Raw genomic sequence first — 19,314 nt, 5'->3', positions numbered from 1 at the left:
ATCGAGAGTCCCGCGATGAAAAAAGTCCTGATCGCCAACCGCGGCGAAATCGCCGTGCGCATCGCCCGCGCCTGTGCCGACCACGGCGTGCAGTCGGTCGCCGTCTACGCCGATCCCGACCTGAATGCGCTGCACGTGCGCCGAGCCGACGAGGCCTACGGCCTGGACGGCCACCGCCCCGCCGATACCTACCTGAACATTCCCAAGCTGCTGGCCATCGCGAAGCGCAGCGGCGCCGACGCCGTGCACCCCGGCTACGGTTTCCTTTCGGAAAGCGCGGCCTTCGCGCAGGCGGTGATCGACGCCGGCCTTACGTGGATCGGCCCTTCGCCCTCGGCCATTGCCACGCTCGGCGACAAGGTGCAGGCCCGCAAGCTCGCACTGAAGGTCGGCGCGCCGCTCGTCGCCGGCACCGCCGACCCCGTGAACAACGCCGGCGAGGTGCTCGCTTTTGCCGAACAGCACGGCCTGCCGATCGCCATCAAGGCGGCCTTCGGCGGCGGCGGGCGCGGCATCAAGGTCGCGTGGCGGCTCGACGAAGTCGAAGGCCTGTTCGAATCGGCCGTGCGCGAAGCCATCACCGCCTTCGGCCGCGGCGAGTGCTACGTCGAACAGTTCCTCGACCGCCCGCGCCACGTCGAGGCGCAAGTGATCGCCGACACGCACGGCAACGTCGTCGTGCTTGGCACGCGCGACTGCTCGCTGCAACGTCGCAACCAGAAGCTGGTCGAAGAGGCGCCCGCGCCGTTCCTGAGTGACGTACAGCGCGAACGTATCCACCAATCGGCGCGCGACATCTGCGCGGCCGCCGGCTACACCGGCGCCGGCACCGTCGAGTTCATGCTGAGCGCGAGCGGCGCGATCTCTTTCCTCGAGGTCAACACGCGCCTGCAGGTCGAGCACCCCGTGACCGAGGAAACCACCGGCATCGACCTCGTCATCGAACAGCTGCGCATCGCCGAAGGCCTGCCGCTGTCCATCAAAGAGACGCCCGCCCCGCGCGGCCACTCCTTCGAGTTCCGCATCAACGCCGAAGACGTGGGCCGCGGCTTCCTGCCGACGCCCGGCCCCGTCCACGTGTTCGACGCACCCTCGGGCCCGGGCGTGCGCGTCGACACCGGTGTCGACGCCGGCTCGCAGGTGCCCGGCACCTTCGACTCGCTGATGGCCAAGCTCATCGTCACCGGCGCCACGCGCGCCCAGGCGATCGCACGCGCACGCCGCGCGCTGAAGGAATTCCGCATCGAAGGCCTGGCAACCGTGCTGCCGTTTCACCGCGCGGTGATGGCGCACCCTGACTTCGTGTCGGAAGATGTCTTCAAGGTCCACACACGATGGATCGAGACGGACTTTGCGAACGACGAAGCGGCAGGTGTTCGGCTTGATCCGCTGCCGGATGCATCGCTGCACCGCACGGCCATCGAGATCGACGGGCGGCGCATGTCGCTGGGGTTGCCGGCGGAGTTGTTGCGGGGGTTGGCGTCGGCGGGTGGTGCTGCTGCGGGCGGCTCTATTCCTGGCGTTGCGAATGCACCAGCAGCCGATGCCGCCGCCGTGGCTGCACCGGTGTCGGGCACGTTGCAAGGATGGAAGGTCGCCGATGGCGATGAGGTCGCCGAAGGCGCCGTGATCGCGGTGATGGAGGCGATGAAGATGGAGATGCAGGTCGTCGCGCATCGCGCGGGGCGCATCGCGTTTGCGGCTGCTGCGGGTGGCTATGTGGCGGCTGGGACGGCGATTGCGCGGATCGGGTGAGTGAGGGCGGTCAAGGCTTTGCAGGCGCGGGAGGGGGCCAAGGCTGTAACGCGATCGGCAAAGTTTCCCAAGTTTCTGGAACACGCTCTCCGGGATAGAACTTGTCCCGGCATGCGGGACGCATCAGGCAGTACTGCCGGGGGTTGATGAGTTCAGGATTGGGAAACTGGGGGTGTCCCGGCGCGTACGGAGATGCATAGACCTTGATCTGATCACCAGGCAGGAATGCAACCCAGAAGTGGCCTCCTTGAAAGCCGGTGTACCGAGGGACCTCCACCACCGTGGTGTAGAGCCCCTCGGGCTCCTTGGCGTACAGCAGGTCATTGCGCCACTTGATGGTGACTTCGAGGCCAGGGTGCCAGATCGCTGGCAGGCCAATGGCGGTGGCTGTACTACGCCCACCGGCATAGGTGCCGACATTGCCCGCCCTTTGACCGTTCACGTAGAAGACGCCGATGGGAACGTTTGAATAGTTCAACCCTTCGACCTGCAAACCGATGCTTTCACGCGCGACCTCTGCGGGCGGCGGTTTGTTCTTGGCGTCGCATCCAGCGGTCAGCGTTCCGACACACAGCATCGCCAAGAGCACGAACGCGGCCGGCTTGCGTGAAAGCTGTGCGGTATATCGAGCCTCGTACGCTGCTGCGGTGTGAGTCTTCGTCATGTGGCGCATCTCGCCTCCAGAGAAAATCGCCGCGAGCTTGTCGTCATGGCTTGGCGCTCAACGCCCTGAGTTCAGGTGATTGCCGCATCGCTTCCTGCTTTTCCTGCTCGGTCGGAGGATCGGACAATCGAAACGGTGAATAGACCTCCCAGACCTCCGGCACGCGCTCCTGTGGGTAGTGTTTGCTGTGGCACGCGGGGCGGATCAAGCAGTAATCCCGGGGATTGATCAGCACCCTGTCCGGGAACTTGAGATGACCCGGCCCATAGTTGGAGGCATAGATCTGAATTCGGTCATTGGGCAAGAAGGCCACCCACAAGTTGCCTTGCTGCATGTCTCCGTATCGCGGAACATCTACCACCGTGGTGTAGAGCCCCTCGGGTTCCTTGGCATACAGCAGGTCATTGCGCCACTTCACAGTCACCTTCAAGCCGGGGTGCCAGACGCGGGGAAGTCCGATGCTGGTAGCAACGCTGCTACCACCTGCATACATGCCGACATTGCCAGCCCACTGGTCGTTCACATAGAACACGCCGATGGGAACGCCAGAGTAGTTCAGCCCTCCTACCTGCAATCCGATCTCCTTTTCCTCGGAGCCTGATGACATGACGTCACCGGCATCGCAGCCCGCGGCCAGTGCGCCGAAAAACAGAGAGCCGAAAAGCACGAAAGCCAGCGCCGCCGGACTTCGCGGCAGTCTGGCGGAACATCGAGCTTCGAGTGCTGCAGTGGTGGGGGTTTTCTTCACGTGGCCTCGTGTCGGCTCAGACGAAATCGTCGAGCACTTGTGTCAACGCGCGGCCTGAGTTCACACAAGAACATCAAGGCTTGAACAGTACGGCGATCAAGCCCGAAACGATACAGGGCGTCAGCGTCACGGCTGCCATGTAGGTCTCCAGACGCGCCCCGGTGTCCTTCGCGTCGATGAACAGGTGGCGCGCGCCGAGGTAGAGCAATGCGGTGCCGGCCAGCACGAGCACGAACAGCCAGGCTGCCTTCAAGCGCGGCTTCCACGATGGATGTGGACTTACGCGATGAGCGATGAGGAAGAGCGTGCACGCCAGCGACGGCAAGGTGCCAACCACCAGGACGAGGGCGATCAAGTTCATCTTGATCCGGCGTCACAGCACAGCAATGACGTGGCAGCGAGCTTCAACTCTTGTCGAACACGCGTCGGTAGCGGCCGTGGCCATGCGGCTCGCGACGAGTGCCCGTGCCCACGATCTTCAACGCGATCGTCGCGAGGGTGCCTGCGTTGTCTCGAAGATCGGCGGCATCGGCGTCTGTCATCAATGGGAGCGTTCCAGGTTTTTTTGCATCCATCTCGAACACGCGCCGTTCAAAATTGTTGAGTTCATAAGCGCGGGCGTGGTTGCGGAAGTTTCTTGCGCGACCGGGGTTGCCGTGCTCTTCTGCCTCCTTCAACAATCGATCGTGCGTGGCCTTTTTCTGCTTGATGCCGGCAATGAAGTCTTCTCGGTTCTCATCCGTGATGGGGCCGAGCATCCAGAATCCGCCGTGCGAGTCGTGGACATACTTGTCGAAGAAGTCGTTGGCACTCTGCGGGACATTCTTGGCCTCGGCGACGGCCCGCAGGATGCGCTTTTGAACTTCATCGGCAGTAGGCGGCTGTTCGACAAAGGTGCCGATTCTTGCGTTGAAAACCTGAGTGGGTCGGCTGGCGTCCCGAGCCGCCTTGACGTCTGTAAGCCAGTCGAGTTCCGACTCCCAAAGATCCTGCTGGTCTTGAGGCTTGGATTCCTGAAAGCTTGACATGGCTTCGAATGTCTTTCGATCACTCTTGGATGCGCGCCAACGCCAGTACAGTTCCATGTGATAACGCATCCGGTTTTGGACCGGTTCGCCGCCTTTGGCTACGTTCTGTCTTTCCTCCTCCGTGGTCCAGGCTGCGTAGTCGCTGAAGGCTTTGTCGAGCGCAGGGTTGACCTCAAAATCGGTACTGACTTCGTTTGGCATTTCAGCCTTGCTACGCAATCGAACGCCCGCAGCCAGTGCTTCGAAATACATGTCCATCAAGGGGATCTGCGAGAGCAACGAAGTTCGTCCGCCCATGCCCTTGCCTTGGGATTTCGCCGGATAGCCACCCCCCAGGTCGGAATGGGCGCCCGGATAGACAAACTCCTTGGTGTTCGTCGGATAGACCTTGCCGCCGATGCGTGCAGTCGAAAGCGGAAACGACTGCCGTATTTCATGCGCGGCCACATAGTGAACTGTCTGGTTGACGCCGCGGATGTCCATGGTGCCGTCGGCCCAGTCCTGAAAGCCTTGGCCGACGGGTGCCGAATCGGCCAGCCCGACGGAAGCGACGGTGTCGAAGATGCCCAGGAAGTGAAGCTCCAGCGTTGCTTCGCCGATCGTCATGTTCTCGGCAATCATCTGGACCCATTGGCAAAAGGCACGTGCTTCGGCCGAGCCGCGCGAGAAGCCGAAGACCGACAGGTGCAGCTTGGTCACGCGCGGTCGCTGGTCCTTGATGGCTTTCAGCAGGCGCTCTTGAATGTCCCTGAAGATGCTGACCATCTTGGAGTCGCCCCAGCGCCACCAGGTCTTCAATTGGTTGACGCAGAGCTCCTTCATCTCGTCCGGCTGAACGAGGTCGGACGCATAGTGGGCCCGATGTAATGCGTTGTAGACCTGAATCAGTGCCCAGTGAATGCGCGCCTCACCACCGCTGCCAAAGCGCTTGCCGTCGTCGGATTCCTTGTCCTCGCCGATCTCGGGGAAGTGCGTGCCGACGCCGGGCATGTAGTAGCGAAAATTCTCGACTTCATCGCTCTTGTGCGCATTGAAGAGGCTGACCACGTTCGTGTGACTTCGGTCGCGCGAGTCGCGGATCAGATTGTTGTTGGTGCCGTCGAAAAAAAGACCCACATGAATTTCTTTGGAGCAAGTCAGCGCATCGGCCTTACTCGGATCAGCGCTGGCTGCGCGTTGGCATAGTTCCCGTGCGGTCAGGGTTCGGTCCGCGCGTGAGTGGTCGCCGGGCAGCCCGGGCTGATAGTTCTTGCCACCTGGGTCGTTGTCCCACCAATCGCCCGCGGGCGCAGGCTCTATCGGTCGATAGTCTGAAGTCCACCTGGTGGGCCTGCCCGCTTCCTCTGCCCATAGCAAGATCTGCAGTCCCGTTTCCTTGACGATGCACTCGGCCGTACAAAGTTCGGTGGTCTTGTAGTAGCGGCAGCGCTTGTCATAGGTCTTGGCGTCAAAGCTGATCTCATACCAGCCTTCGCGAAACTCGTTCATGTGTTGCTTCCCCCGAGGATTTTTCAAGGAGTGAATACGTGCTCGCCCTGACTCACCATTTCCAGGTTGGCGGCTTCACCGGATAGTCAGGGCCGGGATAGTCTTTGGCCCGTGCACCTTTGCTGGAGATGACCAATCGGACCTCGCCACCTGCAAGGAAGTGCACATTGAGCGTGCTGCCCGGAATGTCGTACTTATCGATAGGAACGACTTTTTCGTGCCAGCGTGGCGTGATGGCTTCGGGCCGCTTGTCGCCTGGGATCCCGCTCGAGGTTGTCCATTTCACCGTTGCACTGAGGCCGGGGCGCCACTTGGCCGGATAGGAGATACAGCACACAAAACTGCCTCCACCGCCGTAGGGATATGAGTTGCCACCGCCTGCCCCATCCACATAGAACTGGTGGATGTAGTCCTCGGTGTGGTTGTAGGCGCTGATGTTGGCGCTGTAGCTTTCGGCTGCCGGCTTCTTGCTGCTGCAAGCCACCAGTGGCAGCGTCAGCAGTGCCAATGCACAAAGCGTCAGGATCGTTGGGCGTTTCATGGCGTGTGGCCTTTCAATGCGTTCACGTGTTGTTCGTCGGGTTTCCGAAAGTTCTTGCTCGTCTTGACTCACCACTTCCAGCCCGGTGGCTTCACCGGGTAGTCGGGGCCGGGGTAGCCCTTGGCGCCCGAGCCCTTGCTGGAGATGACCAATCGAACATCGCCCTCGGCAAGGAAATGCACGTTGAGCGTGCTGCCTGGGATGTCGTATTTGTCGATCGGGATGACTCTTTCGTGCCACTGCTCAAGAGCTGCTTCTGGTTTCGTATCTGCGGGATTGCCACTCGAAGTCGTCCACTTCACCGTTGCACTGAGACCAGGATGCCATTTGGCCGGATAAGAGATACAGCACACAAAACTGCCGCCACCACCAAAAGGCCTTGAGTTGCCGCCACCGGCCCCGTCCACGTAGAACTGATGGATGTAGTCCTCCGTGTGGTTGTAGGGGCTGAGACTGGCGCTGTAGCTTTCGGCCGCAGGCTTCTTGCTGCTGCAAGCCCCCAACAACGCCAACGCGCAAAGAACCAAGAGAGCAAAGAGCTTCATGAAGCCTTGCCCTCCAACGCCTTCCACAGTTCGTCGCTCCAGCCCTTCATCAGGCTCCACAGGCTGGTACCTTGTGCGACAGCCTTCCATGTGTCCGACAGATCGGGATGTTGGTAGAAGTTGTCGCCACAGGTCAGCGAGAGCACCACGAACTGCAGCCGGTCGGGGTTGCCTGCCACGTGCAGGTGGGTGGCGACCTCGAGCGCGCGATGAAGCCGCTGATGAAACGCTGCCCGGCCGGTCTGCGGCACCAACTGCGACACCGTCTCGAGCAACTGCGCAAAGATGCCGTCGGCTTCCGAGGCATCCAGAAGCGCTGCGAATTGCGTTGCGTCGAGTTCGAGATGATCGCCGGCATCGGCAGCACCTTCGTCCTCAGCAGCGGCAAGCCAGTTGCCGACCGAGGCACCGCTGCGATCGAACCACTGCCACTGCGCAATGGCTTGGGCCACACGCTGTGTCTGAGGCACGGACAGCGCGGCCAGCAGCGTGGGAAGCACGCGCGCATCGCCCATTCGGCAGTGCAGCTTCAGGCCATCGTGTCGCGCCTGGGCAAGGTAGCCGAAGCAGGCCTGCAAATGCGCAGCGGAATGGCCGGAAGCGAGCCAGCTGAATGCAGGCGCCGCCGGGTCGATCGTGGCGAGACGCCGCAGGCCCTCGGCGCGGACCTCGTCGTCTCGTGGCAGTTCCAGCAACTGCGGTCCCTGCGCACCGTAGGCTTCTAGCGGCGTGTTGGCCAGTGCATTGACATGCGACCACCCGTTGCGGCGCAGCACCGATGCCAGGCGCGCCGGGTCCAGCAAGGCTGCATCAACCAGCAGCCAGAGGCCAAAGGATGAGGGGCGGGCGTCGGCCATCGCTTGCACGGCGTGGGCAAGGTGGATGGGCTCGATCGGATCGGTCGCGAATTCCAACGCAACGCTCTCACTGCAAGGCGGAGAAGGGAGCTCCGCTTTGTGCGGCCTTCAGCATGCACTCGATGCAGATGCTCTGCGGGGACAGCGGCAGCCCATACGGCGAGCTTGTCGGCCCCGCCAACTTCCGCTGCACCGAGTGATAGGTGATCTTCCCCGGACATTCAAACGTGATGTCCCCATCCTGCAGCGTGATCGACGCGCCCTGCGCCGTCGCGATGCGGATCTTCTTCTTGGCCGCGAACTCCACCGTCTGGTTGGTGCTGGCGATCTTCAGCGCCTCCTTGGCCTGGATGCGCAGCTCGTCGTGCTGCGCCTGGAAGTCCAGGTCGTCGTTGCCCGCGATGACCGACAGGCCCGCTTCGGCATCCGCCTTCTGCGCCCCGGCCAGCAGGCCGATGGCTTGGCCGCTGTGCACGCGCAGCACGTCAGCCAGCGCCAGGTTGATGTCGCCGCCACTGGCCAGCGTGGCGGTCTCGCCGCTGACGATCTGCAGCTGCTGGCCAGCGACCATCGCCAGCCCGCCGCGTGCGGCCAGTGCGACCACGGCGTCGCTCGTGTGCGGCACCTTGCCTTCACCCGTGGCGACGACCTTGTCTGCTGCATCGGCGTAGGCAGCATCGAGCGCATCGGCGGTCACCATGCCGCTGGCGGTGCGTTCCATCGCTGCGTAGGGGGCGCGTTCCTTGTCCAGTTGCGATTCGTCGGCCTTGTTGGCACCGATGTGGCCCGCCAGCTGCACGGTCTCGTGGGTCTTGGTCGCATCGCTCAGCGCCTGGCCCAGCTGCTGCACCTGCTTGAGCAGCGCCATGCCGGCGGCGAAGTCGCCCACGGGCTCCAGCTTCTGGCCGCCTGCGCCGTGGTACGTGCTCAGCAGTACCCCCTTGCCGCCGCGCAAGGCCGCGTAGCCGTCGGTGCGCAGCTCCAGGCCTTGGCCGCGGAAGCTGCCCCGGAAGTTGTCGGCCTGGTGGATCAGGTGGCCCAGGTTCAGTTGGCTGTGGGCGGTGCTGGCATGCAGCTGCACGCGCAGCTGCTGGTTCGAATCGTCGAACACCAGCTGGCTGAATCCCTCGCCGCCGAACTCCTTGGTCTTGAAGCCACTCAGGGCGGCCGCATTGCGGTGGCCCTTGTCGTCGGCGCTGGCACCGTGCCAGGGTGGGGCATGGCCCGCCGCCAGGTTGGCCTGGGCGCTGGGCGAGGCGTTGCCTGCTTGGGCGAAGACGTCGTTGTCGTTCTCGCTGTTCTCACTGGCGCGCGATGCGCCGCCGGGCGTGGGGGCGATGCCGCCGTCGCCGCGGCCGTTGTACAGCGCCCCGACGATGACGGGCTGGTCCACATCGAGGTCGACGAACTTCACCAGCACTTCCTGGCCGATGCGCGGCAGCCACTGCCAACCCATGCCGGGGCCCGCCTGGCGCTGCGCCACGCGGATCCAGCGGGTGTTGCGGTTGTCGGGGGCGCTGTCACCGTTCTCGCTGGCTCCGTTCTGCCAATGGAAGCGCACGCGCACGTCGCCGCGGTCGTTGCAGTACAGCTCGTCGGCGCCGTTGGGCGAGGTTTCGCCCGAGGGCCCGACCACGATGGCGCTGTGCACGCCGCTGGCTGTGGGCCTGGCGTGCAGGCGTGCGCCGTCGGCTGCGGTCAGTGCGGGGCGCCAGGGGCGCGGGGCGTGCACGCCCGAGAAGCTGTTGGCGTAGCCCTGGGCCTGCGCGGTGGCGAGGTTCTGGGGCTGCGGGTAGATGTCGTCGTTGTCGCTGCGCGTGCCCGTTGCGGCCGACACCAGCCCGAACACATCGGACTCGGCCGTGACTGCCGTACAGGGACTGTCGAACACCAGGTGCTCCGTCAGCTCGCCCAGCTGGGCCGCAATCGACGCCGCCGTGTCCTTGGGCAGGTTGTTGATTCCCACATGCTCGACGGTGTCCAGCAGCAGCGCGGGCTTGGCCTGCAAGCCCAACGCGGGCGCGTCGTCAATCTCGATGCGCGTGCCCGCGCGCAAGGTGCGCACGGTGCTGTGGCCCAGCATCAGGTCGGCGCGGCATTCGGCCGCTTCCATCATCAGGGCCGCATAGCGCTCCAGCGTGCGGTTGGTGTCCCAGCCCCGGCTGCGGTCGTTCAGGCCGAGCACGTCGTCGTACTCCAGGCGCGGGGCGTTCTTGCCGCCAACCGGAAAGCGCGCGGGGGCGCTGCCTGTCAGCTGGCGCTTGCCGTCGACGTTCCAGGCGCTCAGGTGCACCTGGGCCACCGACTGGCGCATGCGCCGCACCAGCGCCTGCACGGCGTCGCTGCGTTCCTGCGAGCTCTTGCGGTGAAAGCGAACGGGCGAGCCGGCATCGGCGGGCTGGGTGTCGTTCGACGAAAAGATGACGAGCTTGTGGCCCATGGGGGCCTTGGCGTCTTCCTCGGTGCGCCAGGCCAGTCCCTCTTCAGCCAGCAGGCGCGAGAAGAAGTCGAAGTCGCTCTCGCGGTACTGGGTGCAGTAGGTGCGAACGGGGGCATCGGCCAGGAAGCCATTCACTTCGGAGGAGAAGGCCCAGCTGCCCGCATCCGCATACGGGGCGAGTACGCGTTCGATGATGTCGGCGACGCTGCGTTGCTGGAAGACCTGGCTGCGGCCTTGCTGAGTGGCCAGCCAGAGCCAGGGCACGAGCGTCAGGCGGTAGCGCGCCAGACCGCCATCGGAGCCAAGCGACTCGACTGCGCGGATCAATCCGGTGCGTCGGCCAAGAGAGCCATCGGCCAGCACGGTGACCAGCGTCAGGGGCTGATCGATCAACGAAGACAACGCCAGGTCCGCGCGCAGGCTCAAACACACGATGCGCAGTTCGAACAGCTGCGACACGGCTTCGCGCTGCACCCAGCCTTCCACGCGCAGAGCGTCGATGCTCTCGCGCACGGTCGACGAAGAAGATGAAGCAGCGCTCGGCGCTTCGAGGCGGTACAGCCGGGCCGTCTGGCTCAGCTCGGCCCACAGGGCGCTGCGGTCAGCGGAAGGCATCGGAAATTCGCTCAGGGTCGGATGCTCAAGGTTTGCAAGGTGCGCCCGGCTTGCAGTCCGCCGTTGCGGCGGTGGCCTGCGCCGACGGTGCGGGGTCGGACGTCTTGCTGCGCTTGAGCAGTGCGGTCAACAGGTCGGTGTCGGGATCGGGTCCCTTCGGCCGCGCCGCCGTTTGCGTGAGGTCGGAGCGCGCGGCGGGCTTCACTGTCTTGCTGGTGTTGGCGGCAGTCTTGACGGGCTTGCCGTTCGCGGCCGTGCGCACGGGCTTCTTCGAGCCCGACGCGATGCGCTCCGGTTTCTTTGCGGCAGTGGCGCTGGTCTTGCTGTCGGCGCCTGCCTTCTTCGCAGGGGAGGCCGCCGCAACACGCGCAGGCTTGGCGGTCGGTGGCACCGCCATGGGCTGCGCACCGATGGCTGCGAACGGCGTGGAGGCCTGTTGTTGCTGCTGCGGTGCCGGCGACGGCGTGCTGTCGCCTTCGATGATGCGCGCGGGCGTGGGCTCCGGTGCAACGGCTGCGACGGGCGTCTCGTGCTTCGGTGGTTCCTTGGCGGCAGGCGCTGCAACCGGCGCAGGCGTCACCGCCGCCACGGTCGTCGCTGCTGCATCCGCGCGCTTCGATTGCAGGTGGTAGGTCGTGGCACCCGCCACGCCGACCAGCACTGCGACCGAAGCCCACACGCCAGGCCGTGCAAAGAAGGAACGCGCGCCGCTCTCGCGGCCACCGAACTGTGCGAGCACCCGTGTGGTTTCGCCTCCGGGTGCGGCGGTCGATGCGGCCGTGGTGGGTGCGTTCGAACCGAGCAGGCTCGGTCGGTCCTTGTGGGCGTCTGACGCGCCCATCATGGATGGGTGGTCCGGCTGGCTGCGGGCATGTGATTTCTCCCCTCGGCTTTATGTGGCGCGATCAACGCGATATCGCAATTGGGATGCAACAAGGCGTTGCGTGCGATGGGTTCAAATTTTGGAGCGACTCATACAATTGAGTGGCTCTCATTGAACACCGTTGATCTTCTTCACTCTCTTTTGTTATTTTGCCTTGATGGTGGCAGCACTTGCCATCTTCTTGTTCCCTTCTTTTCGTGACCGTGTGTTGCGAGCGACGGTCTCCATTTCTACTGCTATTGCATTCTTTTTTATTGGAATAGGACGTCGCCTCGGTTTTGTGTCCGAAGCAAGTTTTCAGTTGATGCGCGACAGCGGCTCAGGAGTGCGTACTTTTGCCGTAAGGCATCGCTACTTGTTGCTGTCGGGCATGGGTCTGCTTATCGTGCCGGTGTTGTTAAGTGTGACTTTCGGAAGTGGCCGCGTTCTCTTCTTCGATGACTGGGCCACCGAAAGCGACCCGAAGATCGAAGCGTTGCTGCAGGGCGAGCAGCTGGTGCCGCCGCAGCCGTTGCCGCCCGAGGTGTTTGCCACTGCAGAGGTCGAGCAGATTCGTCCGCTTACGAAAGAAGGCAGTCGGGACTGGGCTGCTCTCGATGTGGACTTTCGTAATCGTTTGCTGCTGGTCTACAAGATCATGAAAGAAAAGCACGGCTACGACCTCGCATTGCTCGAGGGTTATCGCAGCCCCGAACGACAAGCCAAACTCGCTGCATTGGGCAATACAGTGACCATGGCGAAGGCGAATCAAAGCTATCATCAGTATGGACTTGCGGCAGACAACGCGTTCTATCGCAATGGCAAGCTGGTGATCTCTGAAAAAGATCCATGGGCCATGGAAGGCTATCGCCTCTATGGCGAAGCGGCCGAGTCCGTGGGCTTGGTCTGGGGTGGTCGATGGTCCTTCAGGGACTACGGTCACGTGGAGTACCGCAAGCCGGGATTTAAATTGTCACGCAACTGAATGCCGAGGCGACACCTGTCGCATCGGCACACCACGAGGCAATCAAGGGGGGAGTTCAAATGGGTGAGGATCAACCCGACGCCGACAACGATCGGCCGTGGATCGTTCTGCATGACAAGACCGACCACGGCGGCTTCGTGATCACCGCGTCCGAAAACACAAGCATCGACGACCGGCGCGTGGCGCGCATCGGCGACATGGTGTCGTGCCCACGGCCCGGCCATGGCATCAACCCCATCGTGACAGGCAGCGACTGCGTCACGCTCGACGGCCGGCGCGTGGCGCGCCATGGCGACCGCGCGGCTTGCGGCTGCAGGCTGCTGTCCAGCCAGATCGCTTCCGCGTCCGAATGACGGCGGCGCGTCCTTCTTCGGCTGCAGGCATGGCATGCGGTCGCGCGACCGCGTGCGTGCGCTCGTGACAAAGGCCTCCACGGGGTCCTGATGCTGGCGCGACTGATCAAGCCCGTTCTGCTGGCCTGCGCCGTGTTCATCACGGTGTGGGTGCTCGTGATCGTCTACTGGCAGTACACGGCGCGCATGCCGAGCACGAGCGACATCGTGCTCTACCTCGTGGTGCTGCCGCTGGCGTTGATGCTCTTCTATGTGGTGCTGCGCCGCATCTTCACGGCGGCACCCACTGCTGCGTTGCCCGTGGGTGGCGCGACAGTGGCCGCAGGTGCCGCCGCCTCATCGAATGCCGCGACACCCGACGCATCGCAAGAGCGTCTGCAGATGGCCGTGCTTTCCTTCGCCCTTCGCACACCCCGCGGCAGCGATGCCGACACGGTGGCCACGGCGATCGGGCAGGCACAGACACCCGAGCTGGTGCCCGAACTGCGCGACGGCGAAGGCTTCCCCGTCATCGCGGGCCGTGTCGAAGGCATCGACGAGAACGAACTGCGCGAGCACCTGCGTGAAAGCCTGCAACCCGGCGGCGAATCGTTCGATGTCGATGCGCTGCCCGACGACCGGCTGCGCGCCATCCACCTCATGTCGGATGTGCTGCAAGAGCTGCTGACGTCCGCAGCCGAGGCGATCGCGAACGCCGGCGATGCGCTGTCGGTGCGCGCGCCCGGGCGCTTCGTGTCCAGCGGCGGTGTCATTCCGGGGCCGGCGGCGGCGCCGCAACTGAGCCTCTCGCTGCTGTTGCCAGGCGCATGGAGCGAGAGCGAACGCGTGATCGCCACGCAGTGGGTGCAGCAGCGCGTGCGCGAGGGCGATGCGTCGCAGCGCTGGCATGTCGACTGCTTCAAGAGTGAAGACGGCGTGTCCGCCATGGCGCTGCTCGACCGCATCAGCCTGTCGCTGCATCGCGAGCAGCGGCCCGCACTGTGGATCGCGCTGGCGGCCGACTCCTCGGTGTCCGAGGCAAGCATCGCGCGCTGGGAAGCCGATGGCCTGTTGTACACCGCCACGCGCCGCAAGGGCCGCGTGCCCGGCGAAGCTGCTGCGGGCCTGCTGCTCGTGCGCGCCGACGATGCACTGCTGGCGCCGGCCCAGGCCGTGCGGCTGTCGCGCAGCGCAAGCGGCCAGCGCGATGCGTCGGCCGACACGGCGCGCACGCCCGATGCGAGCCTGCTCGATCTGTTCGCGCAGCGCCTGCTGGCGAGCGCGGCCCTCGAGACCGCCCAGGTCGACTGGGTCGTGAGCGATGCCGACCACCGCACCAGCCGCGTCACCGAGGTGGCCAGCCTCGTGCAGGAGCGCCTGCCCCATGTGCCCTTCGAAAACAACCTGTCCGTCTGCGCCACCCTGGGTCACCTGGGGGCCGCGGCCGACATGAGCGCCGTCGTGCTCGCGTGCCACCTGGCCGCGCGCGAAGTCCGGCATGTGCTCGCCATTTCCGTGCAGGACGCGCACGCCCGAACGGCCTTGCTGGCCGGCCCGGCGAGCCCCGCGTCACCCGCTACTTAAACAGGACCGATTCCAGAAACTTCTATGCGGCGATTTTTCAGTTTCCTGGCCGATCCGCGCACCTTGTCGGTGATCGGCGCCATCGCGCTCGGCGCGTTCCTGCTGCTCGGGGCGCAGACGCTCGAAGTCGGCGCGATCTGGGCCGTCGGCATCTTCGTGGTGCTGCTGTTGTTGTGGCTGCTCGTGTGGTTCGTGCGGCGCATGCGCACGCGCGCGGCCAACCGCAAGCTCGGCGACATGCTCGAGGAGCAGGCCGACGCGGCCGTGCGCGACAGCGACCCCGAGCGCAAGGCCGAGATCGACGAGCTGCGCGGACGCATGGTCGAGGCCGTGAAGACCATCAAGACCTCGAAGATCGGTCAGATGTCGGGCAGCGAGGCGCTGTACGAGCTGCCCTGGTACATGGTCATCGGCAACCCGGCGGCGGGCAAGAGCAGCGCCATCCTGAACTCGGGCCTGCAGTTCCCGTTCGCCGACAAGGGCAACGCGGTGATCCAGGGCATCGGCGGCACGCGCAACTGCGACTGGTTCTTCACCACCGAAGGCATCGTGCTGGACACCGCGGGCCGCTATTCCATTCACCAGGAAGACCGCAAGGAGTGGTTCGGCTTTCTGGACCTGCTCAAGAAGTACCGGCCGAAGGCGCCCATCAACGGCATCATCATCACGGCCAGCATTCCCGAGTTGATCGGCAGCCGGCCCGACTTCGCGATCCAGCTCGCGAAGAACCTGCGCCAGCGCATGCAGGAACTCACGGAGCGGCTCGAGGTGTTCGCGCCGGTCTACGTGATGTTCACCAAGGCCGACCTGATCACCGGCTTTGCAGAATTTTTCGGCGACAGCGACAAGATGGAGCGCGACCGCGTGTGGGGCGCCTCGCTCCCGTACGACGGCGACGAGAAGCAGGACGCCGTGGCGTTGTTCGACAAGCGCTTCGACGAGCTCTACATGGGCCTGAAGGAAATCAGCGTCTCGCACTTCGCGAACCACCGCAGCAGCGACCCGTCGCCCGAGTTGCTGATCTTTCCGCTCGAGTTCGCGGCCATCAAGCCCGCACTGCGGGCCTTCCTGGCCACGCTGTTCGAGAGCAACCCGTTCCAGCACAAGCCGGTGTTCCGCGGCTTCTATTTCACCAGCGCCTTGCAAGAGGGCACGATGCGCAGCCTGTCGACCGAGCGCATCGCCAAGCGCTTCGGGCTCACGCTGAGCAATGCGGCCACCAAGTCGAAGGAAATCTATTCGCAGAACGGGTTCTTCCTGCGCGACCTGTTCTCCAAGGTGATCTTTGCCGACAAGAAGACGGTGCGGCAGTTCTCCAGCCCCGTGAAGGCGCGCGTGCGCTACGTGAGCTTCTTCGCCTTCGTCGCCGTGCTGGGCCTCCTGCTCGGCGGCTGGACCTGGTCGTACCTCGGCAACCGCCAGCTGGTCGAGAACGTGCAGGCCGACCTCGACAAGGTGGTCAAGCTGCAGGCCAGCGACAACGGGCTGCGCACGCGCTTCGAGGCGCTGAACATCCTGCAGGACCGCATCGAGCAGCTCGAGAAATTCCGCAACGACCGGCCGCTCTCGCTGTCGCTGGGCCTGTACCAGGGCAACCAGCTCGAAGACAAGCTCGTGGCCGAGTACTACGGCGGCGTGAAGCAGCTCATGCTCGCGCCGGTGTCGGACAACCTGCAGGCCTTCCTGCGCGACGTCAACGCGCACCCCGACCGCCTGAAGCGCGCTGATGCGGTGGCCGCGCTGACGGGCGGCACGGCGCCCGCGCCGCTGCCGGTCGCCGGTGCTGCGACCACCACGGCACCCGCCGCAGCGCCGGAAGGCGGCGGCCTGTATGCCGGCTCCTCACCGGCCGATGTGCAGGACGCCTACAACGCGCTCAAGACCTACCTCATGCTGTCCGACAAGCGGCAGGTGGAAACGGCCCACCTCACCGACCAGATCTCGCGCTTCTGGCGCGGCTGGCTCGAGAGCAACCGCGGCGACATGCCGCGTGCGGCGGTCATCCGTGACGCCGAACGCATGATCACTTTCTATCTGCGCCGCGTGGGCGACGACAACTGGCCCGCGCTGGCCGACACCAACCTCGCGCTGGTCGAGCAGACGCGCGACAACCTGCGCCGCGTGGTGCGCGGCATGCCGGCGCGCGAACGCGTGTACGCCGAGATCAAGGCGCGCGCCTCGACGCGCTTCGCGCCGATGACCGTGGCACGCATCCTCGGGGCCACGGCGAGCAGTGCCGAGAGCGAAGGCACGCTCGCCGGCAGCGTCGCCATCTCGGGCGCGTTCACGCGCGAGGCCTGGCAGCAGTACGTGGACGACGCGATCCGCGACGCCGCGAACAAGGAAACCTCGAGCAAGGACTGGGTGCTCAACGTCGCCGGCAACGACGACCTGACGCTCGAAGGCAGCCCGGAGCAGATCCGCAAGACGCTGGCCACCATGTACAAGCTGGAGTACGCCAAGGAGTGGCAGCGCTTCCTGCAGGGCATCGCGGTGAAGGACATGGGCAGCTTCGAGCAGGCCGTGGTGGCGATGAACCAGCTCGGCGATCCGCAGAACTCGCCGATCCGCAAGGTCTTCGATACGGTGTACGACCAGACCTCGTGGGACAACCCCTCGCTGGTCAACGCCGGCCTGCAGCAGGCGCGCACCGGGGCCTTCAACTGGTTCAAGCGCCTCTTCAGCCGCGCCACGCCGTCGCAGGTCAACGTGAACGTCGACCTCAACGGTGGCGCCACGGAAATCCCGATGGGCCCGATCGGCCGCGAGTTCGCGGGCGTGGCGCGCCTGGTGGTCGAGCGCGACAACACCTCGCTGCTGCGCGGCTACCTGGGCACGCTGTCGAAGTTGCGCGGGCGCTTCAACCAGATCAAGAACCAGGGCGACCCCGGACCGGGCGCGCGCCAGCTCATGCAGCAGACGCTGGAGGGCAACGGCTCCGAGCTGGCCGACGCGCTCAAGTACGTCGACGAGCAGATGCTCACCGGCATGGACGCCGCGCAACGCCAGGCACTGCGCCCGCTGCTCGTGCGGCCGCTGCTGCAGGCGTACGCGGTGACGGTGCAGCCGACGGCGGTGGAGGTCAACAAGATCTGGAGCGCGCAGGTGCACCAGCCGTTCCAGCAGTCGCTGGCCACCAAGTACCCGTTCTCGGCGAGCGCGAAGATCGAAGCCTCGCCGGCGGAAATCGCGCAGTTCTTCGGACCTGAAGGCGCCATCGGCAAGTTCGTGACGACCACGCTGGGCTCGCTGGTGATCCGCCGCGGCGACCTGCTGTCGCCGCGCGCCTGGGGCGAACAGGGCCTCACGCTGAGCCCCGATTTCGTGAACGGCTTTGCGCAGTGGGTGGCGCCGTTGTCGGGCGGTGCCGCAGCAGGTGCCGGTGGCAGCGCGCAGCCGCAGACGCTGTTCCAGATCCTGCCGCAGCCCGTGTCGGGCCTGACGGAATACATGGTCGAAATCGACGGCCAGCAGCTGCGCTACCGCAACACGCCGCCGCAGTGGTCCAACTTCGTCTGGCCCAACGCACAGGGCACGCCGGGCGCGAAGATCACCGCCGTCACCTTCGACGGGCGCACGGTCGAGCTGATCAACGAGCCGGGTAACTTCGGCCTGGAGCGCCTGCTCAGCACGGCGCAGCGCACCAAGTTGCCCGACGGCAGCTTCGAGCTCACATGGGCGCGCGACAACGCGAGCGTGACCGTCAAGCTGCGCGTGATCCAGAACACGCAGTCGGCCGGCTCGGGCGGCGATTCGCCGCAAGGCAAGGGGCTGCGCGGCACGGTGCTGCCGCCGACGGTCGCAGAGATTGGTGTGCCGCGCGCAGCAGCGGCAGTTCAGGCGCCGGCGCAAGTGCCGGTGCAGGCAGGGGGGGCAGGAAAATGAGCGCGCCACAACAGCTGTGCTACTTCGGCAAGTTGCCCGGTCGCGGCGACTTCGTGAAGGGCCTGTACAACCCGCAGCTCATCAAGGTGTTCGACCACTGGCTGTCGCAGACCATGGAGATGCTGTCGGAAGACCCGCGCTGGAAGCTGATCTACGACAACGCGGCGCCGATGCACTTCGTGTGCCTGGGCTCGCGCAGCCGCGTGGCGATTGCCGGGCACCTGCGCGCCAGCCGCGACGAGTCGTCGCGCCGCTACCCGTTCCTGGCCGCCACCTCGGTGGACGTCGACGAGGCGCTCGACTTCATGCGCGGCGCGCCGATGCTGGTCGGCCCCTACTGGGATCGAATGGCGGTGCAGGTGCAGTCGCTGGCGGCCGGCACCGACCTGGACAGCGAGCTGAAGAAGTTCGAGGCCATCGACCCGGCCATCGAGACCGGCTTCAGGAAGTCGGCCTCGCGCGCCACCTATGCGGCCTTCACGCGCGACACCAGCCTGCTGCGCATCGAGCAGATGCTCAACTTCGACGGCCACAAGGTGTCGCTGCGCCGCGCCATCCTGGCGCTGGGCCTGCTGCTGCAGCCCGTGATGGCCAGCGCGGTGTCGCACCTGGACAAGGGGCTCACGCTGCCGCTGCCGCGCGACCCGGTCGACCGCTCGCTGATTGCCACCTTCTGGCTCGAGATGGTGTCGCAGTTTCTGGCCAAGGCCGACTTCGAGCTGGTGCTGCTGGTCACCGAGATAGACGGCCGCGCGCGGCTGGTGATCGGCTTCAACGGCCTGTCGCCGCGCAGCCTGCAGAGCGTGCTGCATCCGCAGGTCTACACCGAGCACAACATCGACATCGACAACCCGGAGTGGGTCGAGGACACCATCCACAGCAACTACGCGATGTTCAAGCTGGTGAGCTACCTCGACCAGCCGCAGCTGCCGCTGGACATCGTGCTCACCGCCTTTCGCGAAGTCTTCATCGGGGAATGACACGG

Annotated in this window: 15 protein-coding genes; 6 read left to right on the top strand and 9 right to left on the bottom strand. The window is 65.1% G+C overall.

Annotated features, from left to right (window positions below):
• The first annotated feature begins 15 nt into the window (after window positions 1-15).
• Window positions 16-1,755 carry an acetyl/propionyl/methylcrotonyl-CoA carboxylase subunit alpha gene (locus IG196_RS29400; protein WP_192194066.1) on the top strand — a complete coding sequence of 580 codons (1,740 nt, stop codon included), beginning with the start codon at window positions 16-18 and terminating at the stop codon, window positions 1,753-1,755.
• A gap of 10 nt (window positions 1,756-1,765) precedes the next feature.
• Here the strand turns inward: IG196_RS29400 and IG196_RS29395 are convergent, their stop codons facing one another.
• The 9 genes from IG196_RS29395 to IG196_RS29355 all read right to left on the bottom strand — a co-directional run bounded on the left by IG196_RS29395 (window position 1,766) and on the right by IG196_RS29355 (window position 11,525).
• Window positions 1,766-2,419, bottom strand: coding sequence for a DUF3304 domain-containing protein (locus IG196_RS29395; RefSeq protein WP_192194065.1), 654 nt, complete (start codon window positions 2,417-2,419; stop codon window positions 1,766-1,768).
• A gap of 43 nt (window positions 2,420-2,462) precedes the next feature.
• Complete coding sequence (locus tag IG196_RS29390) at window positions 2,463-3,167, bottom strand: DUF3304 domain-containing protein (RefSeq protein WP_192194064.1); 705 nt, start codon at window positions 3,165-3,167, stop codon at window positions 2,463-2,465.
• Window positions 3,168-3,240: 73 nt separating this feature from the next.
• The gene (locus IG196_RS29385) at window positions 3,241-3,528 is read right to left on the bottom strand and encodes a hypothetical protein (protein ID WP_192194063.1); all 288 of its coding nucleotides are present in this window, start codon (window positions 3,526-3,528) and stop codon (window positions 3,241-3,243) included.
• A gap of 43 nt (window positions 3,529-3,571) precedes the next feature.
• Window positions 3,572-5,683, bottom strand: a complete 2,112-nt coding sequence (locus IG196_RS29380) for a T6SS phospholipase effector Tle1-like catalytic domain-containing protein (protein WP_192194062.1) — start codon at window positions 5,681-5,683, stop codon at window positions 3,572-3,574.
• Window positions 5,684-5,735: 52 nt separating this feature from the next.
• Window positions 5,736-6,224 (bottom strand): DUF3304 domain-containing protein, encoded by a 489-nt coding sequence (locus tag IG196_RS29375; RefSeq protein WP_192194061.1) that lies wholly within the window; start codon window positions 6,222-6,224, stop codon window positions 5,736-5,738.
• A gap of 68 nt (window positions 6,225-6,292) precedes the next feature.
• Window positions 6,293-6,769 (bottom strand): DUF3304 domain-containing protein, encoded by a 477-nt coding sequence (locus IG196_RS29370; RefSeq protein WP_192194060.1) that lies wholly within the window; start codon window positions 6,767-6,769, stop codon window positions 6,293-6,295.
• Window positions 6,766-7,683, bottom strand: coding sequence for a DUF4123 domain-containing protein (locus tag IG196_RS29365; protein ID WP_192194059.1), 918 nt, complete (start codon window positions 7,681-7,683; stop codon window positions 6,766-6,768). The genes IG196_RS29370 and IG196_RS29365 overlap by 4 nt, the downstream gene beginning before the upstream one ends.
• A gap of 10 nt (window positions 7,684-7,693) precedes the next feature.
• Window positions 7,694-10,681, bottom strand: coding sequence for a type VI secretion system Vgr family protein (locus IG196_RS29360; protein ID WP_192194058.1), 2,988 nt, complete (start codon window positions 10,679-10,681; stop codon window positions 7,694-7,696).
• A gap of 25 nt (window positions 10,682-10,706) precedes the next feature.
• Entirely contained in the window at window positions 10,707-11,525 is an 819-nt protein-coding gene (locus IG196_RS29355) for a hypothetical protein (protein ID WP_192194057.1), read from the bottom strand.
• 160 nt (window positions 11,526-11,685) lie between these two features.
• Between IG196_RS29355 and IG196_RS29350 the strand changes: the two genes are divergently transcribed.
• The 5 genes from IG196_RS29350 (at window position 11,686) to tagF (ending at window position 19,309) form a co-directional block, all read left to right on the top strand.
• On the top strand, window positions 11,686-12,528 hold the full coding sequence (locus IG196_RS29350; RefSeq protein ID WP_412556357.1) for a M15 family metallopeptidase: 843 nt from the start codon (window positions 11,686-11,688) through the stop codon (window positions 12,526-12,528).
• 59 nt (window positions 12,529-12,587) lie between these two features.
• The gene (locus IG196_RS29345; RefSeq protein ID WP_099793860.1) at window positions 12,588-12,881 is read left to right on the top strand and encodes a PAAR domain-containing protein; all 294 of its coding nucleotides are present in this window, start codon (window positions 12,588-12,590) and stop codon (window positions 12,879-12,881) included.
• 90 nt (window positions 12,882-12,971) lie between these two features.
• A complete protein-coding gene (locus IG196_RS29340; protein ID WP_192194056.1) occupies window positions 12,972-14,444 on the top strand; it encodes a hypothetical protein in 1,473 nt (490 codons plus the stop codon).
• 24 nt (window positions 14,445-14,468) lie between these two features.
• Window positions 14,469-18,329, top strand: coding sequence for a type VI secretion system membrane subunit TssM (gene tssM / locus IG196_RS29335; RefSeq protein ID WP_225616841.1), 3,861 nt, complete (start codon window positions 14,469-14,471; stop codon window positions 18,327-18,329).
• Window positions 18,326-19,309 (top strand): type VI secretion system-associated protein TagF, encoded by a 984-nt coding sequence (tagF, locus tag IG196_RS29330; protein ID WP_192194055.1) that lies wholly within the window; start codon window positions 18,326-18,328, stop codon window positions 19,307-19,309. Before tssM ends, tagF begins: the two co-directional genes overlap by 4 nt.
• Window positions 19,310-19,314: the final 5 nt, after the last annotated feature.

This window comes from Variovorax sp. 38R, from assembly GCF_014843395.1.
GTDB classification, from domain to species: Bacteria; Pseudomonadota; Gammaproteobacteria; order Burkholderiales; family Burkholderiaceae_C; genus Variovorax; species Variovorax paradoxus_H.
The sequence above is the reverse complement of the archived record's forward strand: the minus strand, read 5'-3'. Positions and strand labels throughout refer to the sequence as shown.